This is a genomic window from Zhongshania borealis, assembly GCF_039539625.1.
Lineage (GTDB): Bacteria > Pseudomonadota > Gammaproteobacteria > Pseudomonadales > Spongiibacteraceae > Spongiibacter > Spongiibacter borealis.
The window spans coordinates 249,530-267,624 of record NZ_BAABDM010000002.1 but is presented as its reverse complement, the minus strand read 5'-3'; the positions used below and the strand labels follow the sequence as shown (position 1 = coordinate 267,624).

Sequence of the window (18,095 nt, the reverse complement as noted above, 5' to 3'; positions counted from 1 at the left end):
ATCACAACCAGAAAAATTCGGATCTGAATATGGTAACTGCCTGGAGCTTTGCAGCCTTTTTAAGTTTATTCGTCTTGATTGGCTTATCGTCAGTTTTTCTAAACCGACATCATAGCAGTGACTATTATCTGGCCAGTAATTCCGTGCAGCCTTGGCTGGTGGGTTTGTCGGCGGTAGCGACTAATAATAGCGGCTATATGTTTATTGGCGTTATTGGTTACACCTATACCGTGGGCTTGTCGGCGTTTTGGGTGATGGCGGGCTGGATCGCTGGTGACTTTATTGCTTCGCAACTAGTGCATCGACGATTGCGGGGCATGACTGAGAGCAGCGGCGAACTTAGCTATATAGGCGTGCTCAGTAGTTGGACCGGCACAACAATGGGCCGCTATCAGAAGCTTGCTGCCCTCTTATCTTTGGTTTTATTGCTTGCTTATGCCGCTGCGCAATTACTGGCGGGTGGTAAAGCCCTGCAGGCCTTATTCGATTGGCCGCGTTGGGCCGGCGCGGTTGCCGGATCTGTGCTGGTGGCCGCATACTGTTTGGCCGGCGGGATTCGCGCTTCTATTTGGACGGACGCCGCTCAGTCGGTGGTGATGATCACCGCCATGGGCGTTCTGCTGTGGGTTGCCATTGCGGCGTTGGGTGGTCCAGTTGCGACCGTCGATGCACTCTACCAAATTCCCAGCTACATGAATTGGTTCCCTGAAGATCTCGCGTTTCCCGGTGCGGCTGGTGCGGTATTGTTCGCACTCGGTTGGTTGTTTGCCGGATTCTCAGTTGCCGGGCAACCGCATGTTATGGTGCGCTTCATGACACTGGCTAATACTGGCGACATGAATCGTGCGCGGGTTTGGTATTATCTGTGGTTCGTTGCTTTTTACTTAATGGCTACCGCTGTTGGCTTATTATCTCGATTATATTTGCCAGAGATTGGCAGCTTCGACGCAGAACTAGCCCTGCCAACGATGGCTCAGGAACTATTGTCGCCGGTGATGGTTGGCCTTATTCTGGCAGGAATATTTGCTGCTACCTTGTCGACCGCCGACTCATTGATACTCAGCGCGTCGGCTGCCCTCACCCACGACCTTGCCCCTAAAAACATTGAGCGCCCGCTGTTGATTAAACTGGCGACCTTTGGCGTAACGTTGTTTGCATTGGGCTGGGCCTTAATGAGTGCCCAAACGGTATTCGGTATGGTGGTGATGGCGTGGTCTGGTTTGGCTAGTGCGTTTGTACCCGTGTTGGCAGTGTTAATTAGTGGCCGCCGTCCCAGCGAGGGGACACTCATTGCGATGAGTGCTGTCGGTGTTGTGACTGCCTTGCTCTGGCGCTACTTCGACCTGCACAACATGGTGTACGAAGGATTTCCGGGTATTGTTGCGGGTATCGCGGTATATCCTATTGTGCAGTGGATTCAAGGAACTCGCGATGAAAAAACACAATAGCATGGCAGAAAATTGATTTACAGCGCCCCGCATTCAAGGGGGCGTAATTAGTAAAATCAAACTACGGCCCTTCCTTTCTGGGCGTCTACTTAGCAACAGGCAACCGACTTCGAGCTATCCGACTCCTCCTGCACTGACTCAAGTTTACCCCTACCCAGTTGATACATTGTGACGTGTGGTTCACATTTAAACTTGCGCTTGCTTTACCGGCACTGACAAGGCGTTTACAGTATGGCGTAGATAGCTATTACTCACTAGGATATGGGATGCCGCGCCTTACAGATTTGCCGGGAATTGCCGCTTTACTAGCTCAGGTGGTGATTGGCCATATCACCATGCCGCGGCGTCATTTCACTATTGCACAAAGGGTTGATGCTTTGCCGCTAGCGGGGGCTCCCTTGCTAGCGCCAATAAAAATTCATTGGAATGATCATCTCGTTCCCTTTATTCAAGCTGAGAACGAGCGCGATCTTGCGGTGGGCTTGGGAATTAGTCACGCCCATTTGCGCTTGGGACAGATCGAATTCCTGAAGTACGTCAGTCAGGGGCGGCTGTCGGAAATACTCGGGCCGATCGCTAATGCTACTGACCATACCTTGCGTGTTCTTGACCTGGCTCGAGTCAGTAAAGAATGTTATGCCGCGATGCCAGAGCAAAGCAAGCAGTGGATGCAAGGCTACGCCGACGGCATAAACTATGTAATCGCTAATATCGTAGACAATAGGGCGCTGTGGCCAGAGGAATTTCAAATACTCAATGTGCGGCCCACCGCGTGGTCAGTTGAAGACCTTTTAACCTTGGCAAGATTAAACTGCGCTGATTTCTCTTGGGGTATGTGGCCGAAACTATTGCCGCTTCGTAAGCGCAAAGACTGGCTAGCGGTGTGGCGACATTTAATGAATTTCGCAGGCGGTCCGCCGGTACCAGCGGAAAACGTGTTATCAACGGATGATGCGCTGGACTGGCTCAGTGGCTTGTTTGGCAAGCCGGGTGGGTCAAATGCCGTGGCAGTTCAGGCTCGTAAAACCGTTAGTGGTAATGCGATGTTAAGTGGCGATCCCCACCTGCCGTTGGCGTTGCCAAGCTTTTGGGTTTTGGGCGGTTTACACTGCCCTACACTCAAAACAGTTGGCTATATGCTGCCGGGTTTACCCGCGGTTATGGTTGGCCGGAGTCCCCAAATAGCGTGGGGTGGTACGTCAATGCATGCCGCATCCAGCGATTTATTTGACGTTGCTAAGCACGCTGAGAGTACGTTTACCCAACGCCGCTGCGTTATAGCGACCCGCTGGGGTCGCGCTCGCGAAATAACACTTACCGATTCGCGCTTTGGACCTCTACTGACAGACGCGCCGATGTTCAATAAAAAAACGATGGCCGTTAATGGTTCACGATTGGCCTTTCGTTGGGTGGGGCATCAAATTAGTGATGAAATTACCGCTATGCTCAATGTTGCCAGGGCGCGTAATTTCGACGAATTCCAGTTTGCTTTAAAGGATTTTGCCGTTGCTGGTCAAAATATGGTGTACGCCGATACTGAGGGTAATATTGCTCAGCTTATGGCGGCTAGGCTGCCAAAGCGCGCAGCGACAAGGCCCGACGATATTGTACTGAAGAGTGCGGATCATGACTGCTGGGATGAGATGGTTGATACCACTGCGCTGCCTTTGCGTTACAACCCCAGTGAAGGTTATGTTGCCTCTGCTAACAATAAGCCGGAGCGTGATTCTGATGTTCTGATTAGTTGTTTTTTTTCACCTGATGACCGAGTGGCGAGATTAAAAAGCGTACTTGGTTCCGCCGCTAAAATCGACAGAGAGCTTCTCTGTAGTCTAATGACTGATGTAAAAAGTGACAGTGGCATTGTTTTGAGAGACGCACTATTAGCACTTATCGACCGTAAACAGACAGCCGTATATAAATGCTTAGCTGATTGGGATGGTGAATATCGAACTGATAGCGAAGGCGCATTGGTATTTGAATTCTTGCTATACCATTTCGCCGTCGCGCTGCATGGCAAAACCGACATGGCGGTTTTGACTGTGAGCTGGGACCCACGCAGCTTGCTGTTAGCAGATATCGCTAAGGTTCCGATCGCCGATTTGAAGAATGCTGTGAGTTTGGCGCTCCCTAAGTGTGAAAAAGCGCTTAAGAAATATCGCCATTGGGGCGCGGTCCATCGCCTGCGCTTTAATCATCCTCTTGCTGCATTGCCCTTGCTAGGTAAACGGTGGCGATTTGGCGAAGTAGAGATTGGCGGCGCAAATGAAACCTTAATGAAATCAGCGCATGGATTTGCAACTGGAAAGCACTATGTTGGGATGAGCTCAACTGCTCGCTACTTCTTTGACCTCGGTCATAGTGATGAAAACTGGTTTGCGATGCTCGGTGGCCAAGATGGGTGCCCGGGATCGCCCGCCTTTACTGATTTAATTCCGGCGTGGAACAAGCAAGAAATGCTGCAAATCCCGCTGGATCCGGAAGCAATCAGATTGAGTTATAAGTACTGTGTGACGATAGACGCATGAAATATTAAAACGCTCACATTGGCAGACTAACAGTCGATCACTGTTTAAGTGAAAATTAGAAACTATTGTGCCAATATTTCTGATGATCAGCTAATCACTTCTTGCTGAAGTAACGGTTTATTAGACGATTTTGCGCTTAAGGTCATTAAACGCTTAATTTGTGACACGCGGATCACAATTTCTTAGAAATTCTGCTTAACTTGAGTTAATGGACTGCCAAGGCGGCATGGTTTATCTCAGGTAGAGTATGAATACACGAGTTCTTATTTGCAGCCTCGCGCTGCTTTTTTTATTTAAATCAATACAGGCTGTCGCTCAAGGTGACATCGCCAAATTGTTCGAGCAAAAATCAAAGCACGTTATGACTTCTGGCTCGGGCACGGTGATTGAAATCCTCGATGGTGACACTTGTCAGTGTTTTGTTGTTCGGCTTCCTAATAATCAGATTGTGAATATAGTGCATGACACCAGTCACGCCGCAAGCCTAGATACCTTGAAGGAAGGGGAAGTGATTGAGTTTCATGGTATTTATGACTGGAGCGAGACCGGTGGAAATATTAGTCACACTTATTCCGATAATTCAGATAATAGGGGTTGGCTGAAATATCGGGGTGAGGTATTCCAGTAATATTGTTGAGCGGCCGATTAATTCCCTGGTCCTAGGAAATTGAACTACGCGCAGATTTCACTGATTATGAGCGCTTTCAGTAATTCAGGTTCCGCCTCCCCATGGAAAAACTGGCTTCATTATTTATTGTTGTGCTTGTTGCGGCATATAACTGGTATGGCAATAACCCTGAACGTGTTGCACTGCCCTCTGCGCCGAATCACACGGCAGTTGCGACTGATCAAGATCAAATCCTCAGCAATGCCTATAAAAATAAACGCAGTGATATTCAGGTGCGTGGTGCTGGAACGGTTGAAAAAATATTGCCAGACGATAATAAAGGCAGTCGTCACCAGAAATTCATTCTCCGGCTGGCGTCTGGGCAGACGATATTAGTGGCCCATAATATTGATCTTGCTCCTCGAGTCGCCGGTTTACAGACGGGTGACAATATCGTTTTTTATGGCGAATACGAGTGGACCGACCGCGGTGGTGTAGTGCATTGGACCCACCACGATCCAGCTGGCCGTCACGTCGGTGGCTGGTTAGAGCATGGTGGGCGCCGTTATGAATAAGCCTTAGCTGAGCGCCTTCCAGAGACCGATCGCGCTTATCAGTAATAATGTGCAACCCAGTATTCGGAAAAAGATCGGAGTTTCCGCAATGAGCATACGTTGGTGGAAGCGCAAACCAATAAAGTGGCCGATAGCTGCGCAAGGCAGTAACCAAAGATGGTGGATTAGCTGTAAGTCGATGCCGGCGTATATAAATGCCACTAGTTTGATACTGACTAGAATAAACCACAGCGCGAATAGCGTGTCGCGCAAACGTTCGCGGGCAATGTGCTGGGCCGCAACCGCAATAATCAATGGCGCGCCAATTAGCGAGGTGCCGCTTATATAAGCGCCAAGAATCAAAAACACGGCGTCGATAAGCTTGCTGTTACTTTTAAACGGTTTGTTCGCAATATAGGAAAGCGCATAAAGCGAGACGATAGAAAAAATAATGATACTGAGAATGTCAGCCGGCAGGGTAATTAAGCCGAAAACCCCCAGAAGTTTCGGCACAATCATAATGCCGAGCATATAGCGGAGGTAGGGCCAATCAACGGTACTGCTGTGCTCGCGCTTACTCGCTTGGCTGCCACGATTATTCACCAATAAGGTGGCGGAGGAAAACACCAATAATTGCACCGAGATTAAAGGTAAAAAGACCAGTGGTTGGTTATGCACGAGCAGAAGGAACGGTAGGCTCAGCACCGCGCCGCCAAAGCCAAGTCCCGAGCGAACAAAGCCACTCCAAATAAAAATCAGGCCGATCAGCACATACTGATAAAGGGCGAGGTCAGCCATAAAAATCCTGTGTAGTATTTTGAAAAGAACGCGACGGGGGCAGCGTAAATTGTAATGCGCTCACCGTTAAAATCCTAGGTACTATGATGAGTGCGTTTACTTTGCCTACGCTCGCTCTTTACGACATAAGCCTCTACTCAGCTTGCAATCTACAGTCCCTACCCTCATAACTAGACGTGCTGAACTCTAATTAAAGGCAAGTCCATGTCCGCACAGAACAATAACGGTGCCAAAGACCCTTGGGGCTCTGGTCAGAAGTCGCCCCCAGATTTAGACGCGATCATAAATAAAGGGATCAATGATTTGAAAAACCGATTTACAGGTGGCAGTGGCGGCAAGGGCGGTGGCGCTGGCGGCCTCAGTCGTGCACTACCATTGTTCTTGGTGTTTGGCGTGGGCCTGAGCCTGTGGTCGGCCTACTACACGGTGCCGAGTGATTCGGTAGCGGTTGTACAGCGCTTTGGTATGTACCTGAAAGAAGTGCCCCCGGGCCTGCATTTCAAGTTGCCATTGGGGATTGATAAGTCGACGGTTGTGCCAGTAAAGCGGCAGCTCAAGCAAGAGTTTGGCTTTTCTACGCCAGGCGCGCGGGACGCTTACCAAGGTAGTCGGGACGGCAATCTGGAAACCCAGATGGTAACCGGTGACTTAAACGCCGCGTTGGTTGAGTGGGTTGTGCAGTACCGTATCTCAGACCCCGTTAAATTTCTGTTTGCTGTGCGCGAACCCGCCGAAACACTGCGCTATGTGTCGGAGTCGGTAATGCGTGAAGTGGTCGGTGATCGCACCGTAGATGAAGTCATTACCATTGGTCGTCAAGAAATCGAAATTGAAGCGCTGTTAAAAATGCAGGAGCTGTCCAGTAAGTACGAGATGGGCATCAATATTGACCAAGTACAGCTTAAAAACATCAATCCGCCGCGTCCGGTGCAAGAGTCCTTTAACGAGGTCAATCAGGCGCAGCAGGAAAAAGAGAAGCTTATTAATGAAGCGCGCCGGGAATACAATAAAGTTATTCCCCTCGCCGAAGGTGAGAAAGACCAGCGCATTCGCGAGGCAGATGGTTATCGTTTAAAACGTATTAATGAGGCCGAGGGTGATGTTGCGCGTTTTAACGCCTTGTTTACCGAATACCGTAAAGCGCCAGAAGTAACGCGGCGGCGAATTTACATAGAAACCATGCAGGAGGTTATGCCCCGTATCCAAAACAAAATTCTGGTTGATGACGATATGAGTGGCTTGCTACCCCTATTAAACATTGGTGAACAAAAGGGGGGCAAAAAATGAAAAACACTAAATCTATTGCAGCTATGGTTCTTGTATTTGGTGGCTTGTTTATCTTGATGAGCTCCGCCTACACCGTTGATGAAGTTGAACAGGTCATCATTACCCAGTTCGGCAAACCCGTTGGCGAACCGGTAACTGAGGCGGGCCTGAAATTTAAAGTGCCCTTTGTTCAAGAAGTGAATCCCATCGACAAGCGTGTTTTGGAATGGGACGGTACACCGTCGGATATGCCGACCAAAGATAAGTTGTATATTTCTGTTGACCTCTTTGCGCGCTGGCGCATTGTTGATCCGCTGCAGTATTTCTTGCGCTTACGCGATGAGCGCAGCGCCCAGTCGCGGCTGGACGATATTCTCGGCAGCGAAACGCGCAATGCGGTTGCCAAGCACGAATTGATTGAAATTATTCGCACCACTAAGGACCGCATTCCCCTGCGTGATGCAGCGCTGGCATCGTCCTCGGAAGGTTTGAATATGGGTGCCTTGGTGCCAATTGAGAAAGGTCGGCAATTAGTCGAGCAAGAAATATTTAAAGAAGCCGCTGAGAAGGTTAGTGTCTTTGGTATCGAATTGCTGGATATTCGCTTTAAACGCATTAATTACAATGCCAGTGTGCGACCTAAAATATATGATCGCATGATCAGTGAACGTCGCCAGATTGCCGAGCGGTTTTTATCTGAGGGCAATGGTGAGGCCGCGCGGATTCGCGGTAACCGCCTTCGGGAGCTAAATAAAATACAATCTGAAGCTTATCGCGAAGTTGAAGAAATTCGTGGTGTAGCTGACGCAAAAGCTACCGAAATTTACGCAAGCGCCTATAATCAAAGCCCGCAGTCGGTCGAGTTTTATGAATTTACTCGGACTATGGCGGCCTACTCGTCACTTGTTGATCAGCAGACCACCTTGGTGTTGTCTACCGACAGCGATTTGTTCAAGTTCCTAAAAGGTATGACGTCGAGACCGGCGAAGTAACACCACCGTGTAAAGGAGCATTGTTATGAGTAAGGAACAAAAGAGTAATAAGGAAACCAAAAAAAAACCGGCCTTGTCGCAAAAAGAAAAGCGTCAAGCAAAGAAATCTAAGGTCAGTTCAAGACCTGACCCTTTCGCCAAGCTTTAATTCTGAAGGGCGGCGGCGCGTAAGCGCCCCGCATTAAGTTCCTAATGTATTCGCCGTTTAAAGTCTTGTGTACCTCTCGCTAGGCCGCTTTTTTATGAGTATCGCGAAGTTCTTGATGAAGATCGTTAATTAAGCGATCCTTTTCTTCCCATAAAGTGGACACCCATTGCTGAAATTCACTGCGAAATTTCTCGTCGTTTAAGTAGTCTCGACTTAAAAACTGCGGCGAAATCGCTCTCTTTTCAACACGGACTACCACCTCGGTAATCCGGCCAGATAAGAAGTGCCAAAAACTACGATCATCACCAGGATAGTAAATGGTGAGATTGAGCATGGTGTGCAATTGTTCGCCCATTGCGCCTAATACAAAGCCAGCGCCGCCGGCCTTGGGCTTCAATAGGTGCTGGTAAGGCGACTGCTGGTATTGGTGTTTTGCCGGGGTGAAGCGAGTGCCCTCTAAAAAGTTAAACACTGTTACCGGCGTGTATTTAAACTTCTCGCAGGCCTTCCGCGTTGTTTCCAAATCTTTGCCCTTTAAGGCCGGGTTCTTAGCAATCTCGGCGGCGGAGTAACGTTTCATGAAAGGAAAATCTAAGGCCCACCAAGCTAAACCGATGACCGGAACCCAAATGAGTTGCTGCTTTAGGAAAAACTTGAGCATGGGGATTTTTCGAAATAGTACTTTTTGCGCAACTAAAATGTCGGCCCACGACTGGTGATTGCAGGTTACAAAATACCAATCCTCAAGGCTTAAGTCCTCAACACCTTGAATATCCCAGTGAATATCGTTTATGGCATCGAGCAATAGATTATTGAAGCCCACCCACAAATTCGCGATCTCAATCGACACAACGGTACACCAGCGTCGCCAGGCTGGGATCGGGATCAATAATTTGAGTATCGCAACAACTAAGAGAATGGGTACCAAGCTAAGCGTAGAGCACGCAATTAATAGCAAGGTCAGACTGCCGCGCAGCCAATGAGGAAGAAAGTTCAGCATGGTTTCTTGTCTGTTCTCATGGTGATTTTGGCTATTGTAACGCATGAACACATTCTTGCGGAGTCTTGTCAAAATCGCCTTGAGCTGACGCTATCTTTTCAGATATAACGTGATCTTATGGGTAGTGGGTGCTCACTACAATTTCTTCAAGGGAAGCTGGCGATCCCGACGGAGTTCCTTCGTAACCCTATAGGCAAATTGCGGCTACATTTGCGGGCCGCGCTTGTGCTAAAAATAAGCTCATTCAGTTATCCGTGGGAGTGCCGTCAATGAGCTATGTAGATGGGCTTATATTGCCTGTGCCAGAGGGGAACATCGAGACCATTGGGTGATGGCAAGCGCATGCTATTTGGCGGCTTCAAAACCAAGGTGAATTTTTAATACTGCGCTTTGCACCTTGGCCAGGGGCTTGCTAGATTGGGTCGGTGGCATCCTTGCCAGAAATTTATCAACCGCAGGTGCGCAATGAGTTTTCGTATTCGTTTGGGTCAGCGTGGTTACCAGTTTGCTGATTTAAAAACTTTATTGGCTAAGGCGAGTCCAGCTCGCTCCGGCGACTATCTGGCAGGTCTAGCCGCAAGCAGTAACGAAGAGCGGGTCGCGGCACAGTGGGCATTGGCTGATCTACCGCTGCGTCATTTTCTTAATGAGCAGGTCATTCCCTACGAGAGTGATGAAATCACTCGGCTGATTTTAGACAGTCATAATGCTGAGGCATTCGCAGCAGTGGCGCATTTAAATGTAGGCGATTTTCGCGATTGGTTATTATCCGATGCCGCAGACACTGCAAGCCTTGCTGCCTTGGCCCCGGGCTTAACGCCAGAAATGGTGGCCGCGGTGAGTAAAATTATGCGGGTACAGGACCTGATTGCGGTAGCCAAGAAGTGTGAGGTTGTCACGCGCTTTCGCAATACCATTGGTCTAAGCGGCCATTTCTCGACTCGGCTGCAGCCGAATCACCCCACGGATAATGAGGCTGGTATCGCGGCGAGTATTATCGACGGCTTGCTTTATGCTAGCGGCGATGCGGTCATTGGTATTAATCCTGCCTCGGACAATACGCAGTCGGTGGGGAGATTGCTGGGCTTGTTAGACGAGTTTATTCAGCGCTTCGAGATTCCCACGCAATCCTGCGTGCTGACCCACGTGAGTGCGACTTTGGCGCTGATGGAACAAGGTGCACCGGTGGACTTGGTGTTTCAGTCCATCGCCGGCAGTGAGGCGGCGAACAAGAGTTTTGGCATAAATATCGCGATGCTAGGAGAAGCCCAGGATGCAGCTTTAGGCCTCAATCGCGGTAGCGTCGGTAACAACGTCATGTACTTTGAAACGGGGCAAGGCAGTGCGCTGTCGGCAAACGCTCATCACGGCGTAGACCAACAAACCATTGAGACACGCGCTTATGGTTTGGCGAGGACCTTTTCACCACTATTAGTGAATACCGTCGTTGGCTTTATTGGTCCTGAGTATTTGTACAATGGTAAGCAGATTATTCGGGCAGGTTTAGAAGATCACTTCTGCGGTAAATTACTTGGCCTGCCGATGGGCTGTGATATTTGTTACACCAACCATGCCGAGGCAGACCAAGATGACATGGATATGTTGTTAACCCAGTTCGCCTTAGCGGGGGGCAGTTTTATCATGGGCGTGCCCGGTGGCGACGATATTATGCTGAATTACCAAAGCACCTCATATCACGATGCCCTCGCTGTTCGTCGCCTCTTAAATTTGCCGCCGGCACCGGAGTTTTTTCAGTGGTTACAGAAAACGGGCATCATGGACAGCGGCGGTAAATTGGTGAGCGGTTCACACCTACCACCGGCGTTTGCTAAGGCCATTGAATTAGCGGAGCTTGGCGATGACAAGTAAGACAATTGATGCTTGGCGGCCGCTACGGGAATACACCACGGCGCGTATCGCGCTCGGTCGTGCCGGTGTCGCTGCGCCCACGAGGGTAAATTTACAATTTCAACTAGACCACGCAAGGGCGAGAGATGCAGTGCACCAGGCGCTCAACCTCGATGAACTGATTGTTGCCTGCACAACTGATCTGACCAGTGCAGGCAACGATCAGCGCGATATGCTATTCCCTATTATTTCTTTATGCAGTGTTGCTGGGGATCGTAACCGCTATTTGCAGCGGCCAGATTTGGGACGTCAGTTGCCCGAACAGCAGTGGCAAACGCTGCGCAGTCGAGCGGCGGAGCAAGGGCCGATTGATGTGGCCTTGATAATAGCTGACGGATTGTCATCTGCAGCAGTAGTGGCCCACGCGGTGAACTTGTCGCGGTTATTGATCGATGGCTTGCATGCCTTGGGCTTGCGGCTTGGCCCGTTGTGCTTGGCGAGTCAGGCCAGAGTGGCATTGGCTGACGATATTGGCGAAGCGCTTGGCGCGACATTGAGTATTATTTTAATCGGCGAACGACCGGGTTTGAGCTCGCCAGACAGTCTCGGCCTTTATATTACGCATTCGCCAAAACGAGGCCGTTCGGACGCCCAGCGCAATTGTATCTCGAATATTCGCGAGGCGGGCTTGAGCTATCCGCAAGCCGCCGAGACCGCACTCTATTTAGTGCGAGGTGCTTTGCGAAAAGGCTTGAGTGGCACGGATTTAAAAGACGAATCAACAACTATAAACACGGCAAGTACCGGGATTCCATTTTTAAAATAAATATTCTAAATCAGATACTTGACGGCGGTTTTTCATCTTAAATGAGCGTGATAGTGGTAAGCCCGTATGTGATAAGGATCATTATCCCGCCACACTGTTTATCCGAGGTAAACAAGCTTACTTTGTATGGTCGTCTATACTGAAGCCGAAGGCTTGGGAAGTCGCTGTACAAAATACAGACGCTTGATTTGTGCGAGTAGCCTTATCCTGTTAGTGAGCCGCAAAAGTTGCGTTGCCGAGGTGGTTGTGTGAAAGCGCCAAAGAATCCAGAGAACGAAGTGGAGCGTCTACAAACCTTACGTGCGCTTAATATTTTAAATACGCCGAAGGAAGAGCGTTTTGACCGCCTCACGCGGATGGCAAAACGGCTTTTCGATGTGCCAATAGTCGCGATTAGCTTAGTTGATAAGAATCGCCAATGGTTTAAATCTTGTATCGGTTTGGATGTGCGGGAAACTTCACGGAATGTCTCTTTTTGTGGGCACGCGATTCTCGATAACAAGATTCTAGTCGTAGAAAACGCTAAAGAAGACGAGCGTTTTGCTGACAATCCGCTGGTCGTAAATGCGCCAAATGTTGCGTTTTATGCGGGCTGTCCTATACGGGCGCTAGACGGACAATTGCTGGGGACATTGTGTTTGATTGACTCGAAGCCACGAACCATGTCGACGGAAGACTTGGAAATGTTGAGTGATTTAGCAGCGATAGTCGAGGCAGAGATAGCGGTCGAAAATAGATCGTTACCATTTTAAACGCTGCGTGTATAACGACGCTGCAGAGGTGATTTTGTGATAGCTCCTGAAATACCAGTAAATGATGTTGAGCGCTTAAAAACACTGCGTGCACTAAATATTTTGAATACGCCTATGGAAGAGCGTTTTGATCGTATTACGCGAATGGCGCGACGCTTGTTTAATGTGCCAATTGCGCTGGTAAGTTTGATTGATGAAGATCGCCAATGGTTTAAGTCGTGCATGGGCTTAGACGTGCGCGAAACGCCGCGGGACATCTCCTTTTGTGGCCACGCCATACTCGACGACAGTATTCTGGTAGTGCCAGATGCCAAGGACGATGAGCGGTTTTTTAATAATCCTCTGGTGTTAAGTGAACCCAATATTGGCTTTTATGCGGGATGCCCCTTGCGTGCGCCGGACGGTCATGTACTCGGTACCTTATGCTTAATCGATACCCACGCACGGACATTGTCTGGCGAAGATCTGGAAATGTTGCGCGACCTCGCCTTGATTGTGGAAGCTGAGATTGCAACCGTAGAATTAAACACCTTGGATGAGCTAACCAATATTAGTAACCGACGTGGTTTTCTGATGTTGGCCGAGCATGGTTTGAATATGTGTGCTCGTCTGGATTTGCCGGCATCCTTGGTCATGATTGATATTGATCAATTTAAGACGGTTAATGAGACATTTGGCCGTCGCGAAGGCGACCGCGCATTGCGTAGTTTTAGCGAGCAAATGAAAAATAAATTAGGTGCTTCCGATGTGTTTGCCCGAATAGGCAGCGATGAATTTGTTGTCTTGCTAAGCAATACGCCGCCAGATGCGGCTGAGGCTGTTATGGTGAGTTTTGCGGAGATACTCGCGGATTTTAATGCACGGGTGAATCGCGGTTACGATTTGGCGTTTTCCTATGGGATTGTCGATTTTAATGCGAACAAGCATTTAACGGTTGAAAAAATACTCGCCGATGCCGATATCATTATGTATGACCAAAAAAAGCAGAAGCGTTATTCTGAGCGCCAAGCGGCGAAAATCTAAGTTTACTTTATAAATATTTCTAGTCGGGGCATCTATCGCCCCGTTGGAATTTAGCAACGGAATGCTGTGCATATCATTCTATTGCCTCCTCTCCGTTAATGATAACCCCCTTTGTTTTACTGCGAATCTCTGTAATCCGAACAAACCTAGCGGTACTATGCCAATGGCGCTTTAGCCTAGCCTGTCTTTGGGCTCACTGTGAATGACATAGCGGAGGATGATATGAGCGGTATTCAATACCCACTTGAAGGATCTTGCCAATGTGGAAATGTTCGGTATCAATTATTGGCACCACCATTAAAAGTGATCGCCTGCCATTGTATAGCCTGCCAAAAACTCTCTACCAGTGCTTTTAGTATAACCGCGCTTATCGAAAGCGATACCCTCGTTCTACAAGGGGAATTGGCGCAATGGGAGAGACTGGCCGACAGCGGCAATAAAAATTACGCTAAGTTTTGTCCCCACTGCGGTAATCGAATTTATCATTTTAATCCTGATGAACCAGGCCTTATTAAACTTAAAGCGGCGAGTCTAAACGATACCCGCGTGCTTAAACCGGAAGCCCATTTATGGGTAAGTCAGAAACAGGCCTGGTACCAGATTCCGGACGGCGTACCACAATTTAGCGAACAGTCATAAGCCCAAAAAAGAGTAGGACGCTGAGTCGCCCTGCGACATCATGTCGCATTGTGCTAGGCAGAGTATTCACTAGAATGTGTAGCTCAAAATTGAGGTGCACATGCCGAATTACCAGTCGCGTATTTTTTTATTAAGCCTTGTCCTTGTCTGCTTGCCGGCGATTGCTGAGCATGCGGTGCTAGAAACGGTTTTAGTTACCGCTACCCGAGATGCTCAGCATCTTGCGGATGTCGCAGCGAGCGTGGGCGTTATAGATCAGGCGACGATTGAAGCCCTCAATCCACGTCATGCCAGTGAATTAATGAATCGCATTCCTGGTGTAAATATTGTGCAGTTGGGATCTGGTGGTGAGGGTGTGGCCGCGGCGATTCGCCAGCCGGTGTCTTACAACCCGGTATACCTCTATCTCGAGAATGGTGTACCAACGCGCTCCGCTGGCTTCTTTAATCATAATGCGCTCTACGAGGTGAATACGGCCTTGGCGAACAGCGTCGAAATTATCAAGGGGCCGGGCTCGGCGCTTTATGGCTCAGACGCCATGGGCGCGGTGATTAACAGTTTACTGGCTCAGCCAGCTAAGGAAGATCGCAGTACGCTCACCATTGAAGCAGGTGAATACGACAGCTATCGCAGTCAATTTCGAGGCGCGCAGCTTAGCGAAAAAAATAGCTATACGCTTAATGTGTCAGTGGCAAAGAACGGCAGTTGGCGGGAAAATAACGAAAGTGAACGGCAGGAATTAGTCCTGGGCTGGTTTCACCAACTTGATTCAGCGTGGCAGGTGAACACGGTATTGAGTGCTAGTAATGTGTCGATGGCAACTGGCGGTTCGGCGCTGAGTGTTGCGGATTACTATAGTCAGCCTGAAAAAGCAGGCAATACCATCGGTTACCGCGATGTCAGCGCGCTGCGCCTATCTTCGGCGTTTGAATTTAATGGTGACGATCACAGTGTAAGCATCACCCCATTTATCCGTAGTAATTCTCTGGCGTATGTCGCGACCTGGACTTTAAATACCGGCCGAGTGCAGCCAGCGCCGGCGTGGTGCCCAAGTTGTTCCCCCGCACTGGACTCCCAAGACGCGCATATTAATGAAGACGGCCACGACTCCGTTGGCGTGTTGCTTAAATACCGCAAGGATTTTTCGGAAAGCAGTTTTGTAATAAGCGGTGTCGACATCGATCGCAGCCGTGGCGAACAAATACAGTACTATATTGAGCGCACTGACAAGGATCCCGGCCAGTACTGGCTAAGCTATCAAAAAGCGGGCCGCTTATACGATTACACCGTCGATTATTTATCGGTATCACCGTATGTTCATGTCGAGAGCCAATTGACTGAGCCGCTGCGTATCAGTGCTGGTCTGCGCTACGATGCGATTGCCTATGACTATCAAGATAATATTGCCGATGCAGCGCAAGACCCCGCTCATTTACGTCCCCAAGATCAAAGTCTGGATTTTGAACATCTGAGTCCAAAGCTGGGCTTGGTATACGATTTTTCTGAGGGGATCAACGGCTATGCCGCTTATCGCCATGCGTTTCGAATTCCCTCTGCTTCACAATTATTTCGCGCTGGCGACACTGCTGATTCCACCGCTTTGGCACCGGTAAAAGCCGATAGTATTGAGCTTGGTTTGCGGGGAAATCTGGACTCCGCTAGTCGCTTTGATTTCGCTGTGTATTACATGCGCAAGCAAGATGAAATTTTATCGATAGCCGATCCGCAAACTGGAACCCGTCGCAATGCCAATGCCGGTGAAACATCGCACCGAGGCATAGAACTGGGCCTAGAGCGCGATATTAGCGAGCGCTTGGATATTGGTCTGGCGTATACCCGCTCAAAACATCGCTATGAAGAATGGCTAGACCGCAGCGGCGATTACAGCGGCAATAGTATGCCAGACGCTCCAGAAAGTTTTCTCAATGCGCGCTTGAATTATCGTCCCCACGTTCTCAATGGTGGCCACATCGAATTCGAGTGGGTGCGTCAAGGCGCACATTGGCTCGATGAGCAAAACGACAACGACGGCATTGCCAGCGATCGAGACAAATACGCCGGTCACAGCCTACTCAACGTTCACACTGAATATCAGTTCAATTCGCAGATGAGTTTTTATGCGCGAATTTACAATGTAACTAATCGCCGCTACGCAGAAACAACCAGCAAATACGGGCCAGCATTTACCCCCGGTAGTCCCCGTATAGCGACAATTGGCTTGCGAGTGGAATTGTAATGAATGCTAATCAATCGCGACGAAATAGCTTGATTGCCCTCTTACTCCGATGGCACGCGCGAGTGGGTATGGTGGTGGGCGTAGCCATTATTTGCTGGGGTTTAAGTGGACTATCGCACCCGATTATCTCGCGAATACAGCCGGTCGCAGATGCCTTTGCTTATAAGCTTGAGGCCCTTGTAAGTGCAGATTTACTTAGTGTGGCCGAGGCGGCAAATCGTGCTGGCGTCATCGGCGACGCATCGGCCGTGCGCCTACTCGCTTGGCAGGGCCGGCCTTGTTATCGCATTGTTGTTGCCGGTGAAGCGGTTTGGTTAGATGCCCGCAGCGGTGAGGTAATTGAACATGGCGAAACAGCCTATGCGGCGCATCTTGCCCGCCATTATTTGGGTGATCAACGCAGCGCGATTCGCGCAATGGTATTGCAAACCGAATTCGATGGAGACTACGTTTACGTTAATCGGCTGTTGCCGGTGTGGCGAGTTGACTTCGAACGGGGCGACGGAATGCGGGTCTATGTAGACACTGCCAGTGACCGACTCGGCACCATGGTGAACAACACTAAAGCCTTAAGCAGTGCGTTCTTCCGCAATTTGCATTCGTGGGTTTTTATTGAGAATTCGACGCTGCGTATAGGTTTAATGAGTCTCTGCCTCCTCGGTGGAGGCCTGATCGCACTTGCCGGTATCTTGCAATACTATTTGCAGTGGCGGACGGGACGACCACGGCGCAAAAACTCGGCACTCCTGCGCCTGCACCGGGGGTTTGGCTTGGCGGTGGCAATAACAGCAATCACCTTTACCGCCAGCGGCCTATACCATTTGTGGCAAAAACAATTTTTGCCATCTATAGCCGCAGTGCCGGCCATGGTTGCGCCCTTGGCTGAGGTGCAGCTGAATTGGTCAATGTTGAGTTCGACGCTTGTGCAAGCTGATCTTATTCATATCGCACAGGACCATTACTTCCGGGTTTGGGCTGAGGGTGGCATGCGGTACTACAGTGCGCAAAGCGGTGAGCAACTCGTGAATGGCGAGGCAATTCACGCTGCCGCCATTGCCAAGGCATATTTGCCTGTCGACGCGCCCTTGCTAAAAATGCGCACAGTGACGGACTTTGGCGGTGAATACGGTTTTGTGAATAAGCGTCTGCCAGTCATTGCCTTGGATTACGATAGTACTGACCATGTGAGTGTGTATGTTGAGCCACGCAGCGGTGCTTTAGCTGCCATCGTACGCGACAGCGACCGTTTAGAAGGATTGAGCTTTGCAACACTACATAAATGGCACTTCATTGATGGTCTTGGACGCAATGTCCGTGACAGTCTGTCGGCACTTTTCGCTGCAGGGGTTGCGACTGTATTTGCCATGGGCATGGCGCTGTACATACGGCGCGTGCGTCGGCGCTTATAATTGCCCGCCATCGGTGGTTTT

General features: G+C 49.5%; 16 protein-coding genes. 14 read left to right on the top strand and 2 right to left on the bottom strand.

The features are described 5' to 3' along the window. Nucleotides 1–29 precede the first annotated feature (29 nt). The 4 genes from ABD836_RS07510 (at nt 30) to ABD836_RS07495 (ending at nt 5,158) form a co-directional block, all read left to right on the top strand. Nucleotides 30–1,448 (top strand): sodium/proline symporter, encoded by a 1,419-nt coding sequence (locus ABD836_RS07510; protein ID WP_344934135.1) that lies wholly within the window; start codon nt 30–32, stop codon nt 1,446–1,448. Nucleotides 1,449–1,714: 266 nt separating this feature from the next. Continuing rightward, on the top strand, nt 1,715–3,976 hold the full coding sequence (locus tag ABD836_RS07505) for a penicillin acylase family protein (RefSeq protein ID WP_344934133.1): 2,262 nt from the start codon (nt 1,715–1,717) through the stop codon (nt 3,974–3,976). A gap of 247 nt (nt 3,977–4,223) precedes the next feature. Further along, a complete protein-coding gene (locus ABD836_RS07500) occupies nt 4,224–4,604 on the top strand; it encodes a DUF3465 domain-containing protein (protein WP_344934131.1) in 381 nt (126 codons plus the stop codon). A gap of 101 nt (nt 4,605–4,705) precedes the next feature. After that, a complete protein-coding gene (locus ABD836_RS07495; RefSeq protein WP_344934129.1) occupies nt 4,706–5,158 on the top strand; it encodes a DUF3465 domain-containing protein in 453 nt (150 codons plus the stop codon). Between the two features lie 3 nt (nt 5,159–5,161). On the opposite strand, the gene ABD836_RS07490 is transcribed toward ABD836_RS07495, so the two are convergent. Then, entirely contained in the window at nt 5,162–5,935 is a 774-nt protein-coding gene (locus ABD836_RS07490) for a TSUP family transporter (protein ID WP_344934127.1), read from the bottom strand. Nucleotides 5,936–6,139: 204 nt separating this feature from the next. Here ABD836_RS07490 and hflK point away from each other — a divergent pair, with 204 nt between their 5' ends. The 3 genes from hflK to ABD836_RS07475 are packed head-to-tail and all read left to right on the top strand — an operon-like array spanning nt 6,140 to nt 8,341. Then, nucleotides 6,140–7,222 (top strand): FtsH protease activity modulator HflK, encoded by a 1,083-nt coding sequence (gene hflK, locus ABD836_RS07485; protein ID WP_344934125.1) that lies wholly within the window; start codon nt 6,140–6,142, stop codon nt 7,220–7,222. Further along, entirely contained in the window at nt 7,219–8,193 is a 975-nt protein-coding gene (gene hflC / locus ABD836_RS07480; RefSeq protein WP_344934122.1) for a protease modulator HflC, read from the top strand. Before hflK ends, hflC begins: the two co-directional genes overlap by 4 nt. Before the next feature lie 25 nt (nt 8,194–8,218). Beyond that, a complete protein-coding gene (locus ABD836_RS07475; RefSeq protein WP_257722006.1) occupies nt 8,219–8,341 on the top strand; it encodes a hypothetical protein in 123 nt (40 codons plus the stop codon). A 79-nt stretch (nt 8,342–8,420) separates the two neighbouring features. Here ABD836_RS07475 and ABD836_RS07470 read toward each other — a convergent pair whose 3' ends face one another. After that, on the bottom strand, nt 8,421–9,386 hold the full coding sequence (locus ABD836_RS07470) for a 1-acylglycerol-3-phosphate O-acyltransferase, YihG family (protein ID WP_344934119.1): 966 nt from the start codon (nt 9,384–9,386) through the stop codon (nt 8,421–8,423). Between the two features lie 420 nt (nt 9,387–9,806). Here ABD836_RS07470 and ABD836_RS07465 point away from each other — a divergent pair, with 420 nt between their 5' ends. The 7 genes from ABD836_RS07465 to ABD836_RS07435 all read left to right on the top strand — a co-directional run bounded on the left by ABD836_RS07465 (nt 9,807) and on the right by ABD836_RS07435 (nt 18,074). Further along, nucleotides 9,807–11,210, top strand: a complete 1,404-nt coding sequence (locus ABD836_RS07465; RefSeq protein WP_344934116.1) for an ethanolamine ammonia-lyase subunit EutB — start codon at nt 9,807–9,809, stop codon at nt 11,208–11,210. Next, nucleotides 11,200–12,015, top strand: a complete 816-nt coding sequence (eutC, locus tag ABD836_RS07460; protein ID WP_344934113.1) for an ethanolamine ammonia-lyase subunit EutC — start codon at nt 11,200–11,202, stop codon at nt 12,013–12,015. The genes ABD836_RS07465 and eutC overlap by 11 nt, the downstream gene beginning before the upstream one ends. 248 nt (nt 12,016–12,263) lie before the next feature. Then, nucleotides 12,264–12,767 carry a GAF domain-containing protein gene (locus ABD836_RS07455; protein WP_344934110.1) on the top strand — a complete coding sequence of 168 codons (504 nt, stop codon included), beginning with the start codon at nt 12,264–12,266 and terminating at the stop codon, nt 12,765–12,767. A gap of 36 nt (nt 12,768–12,803) precedes the next feature. Further along, nucleotides 12,804–13,790, top strand: a complete 987-nt coding sequence (locus tag ABD836_RS07450) for a sensor domain-containing diguanylate cyclase (RefSeq protein WP_344934107.1) — start codon at nt 12,804–12,806, stop codon at nt 13,788–13,790. 222 nt (nt 13,791–14,012) lie between these two features. After that, entirely contained in the window at nt 14,013–14,429 is a 417-nt protein-coding gene (locus ABD836_RS07445; RefSeq protein ID WP_344934104.1) for a GFA family protein, read from the top strand. A gap of 100 nt (nt 14,430–14,529) precedes the next feature. Continuing rightward, entirely contained in the window at nt 14,530–16,665 is a 2,136-nt protein-coding gene (locus ABD836_RS07440) for a TonB-dependent receptor (protein ID WP_344934102.1), read from the top strand. Continuing rightward, on the top strand, nt 16,665–18,074 hold the full coding sequence (locus ABD836_RS07435) for a PepSY domain-containing protein (protein ID WP_344934099.1): 1,410 nt from the start codon (nt 16,665–16,667) through the stop codon (nt 18,072–18,074). The genes ABD836_RS07440 and ABD836_RS07435 overlap by 1 nt, the downstream gene beginning before the upstream one ends. Nucleotides 18,075–18,095: the final 21 nt, after the last annotated feature.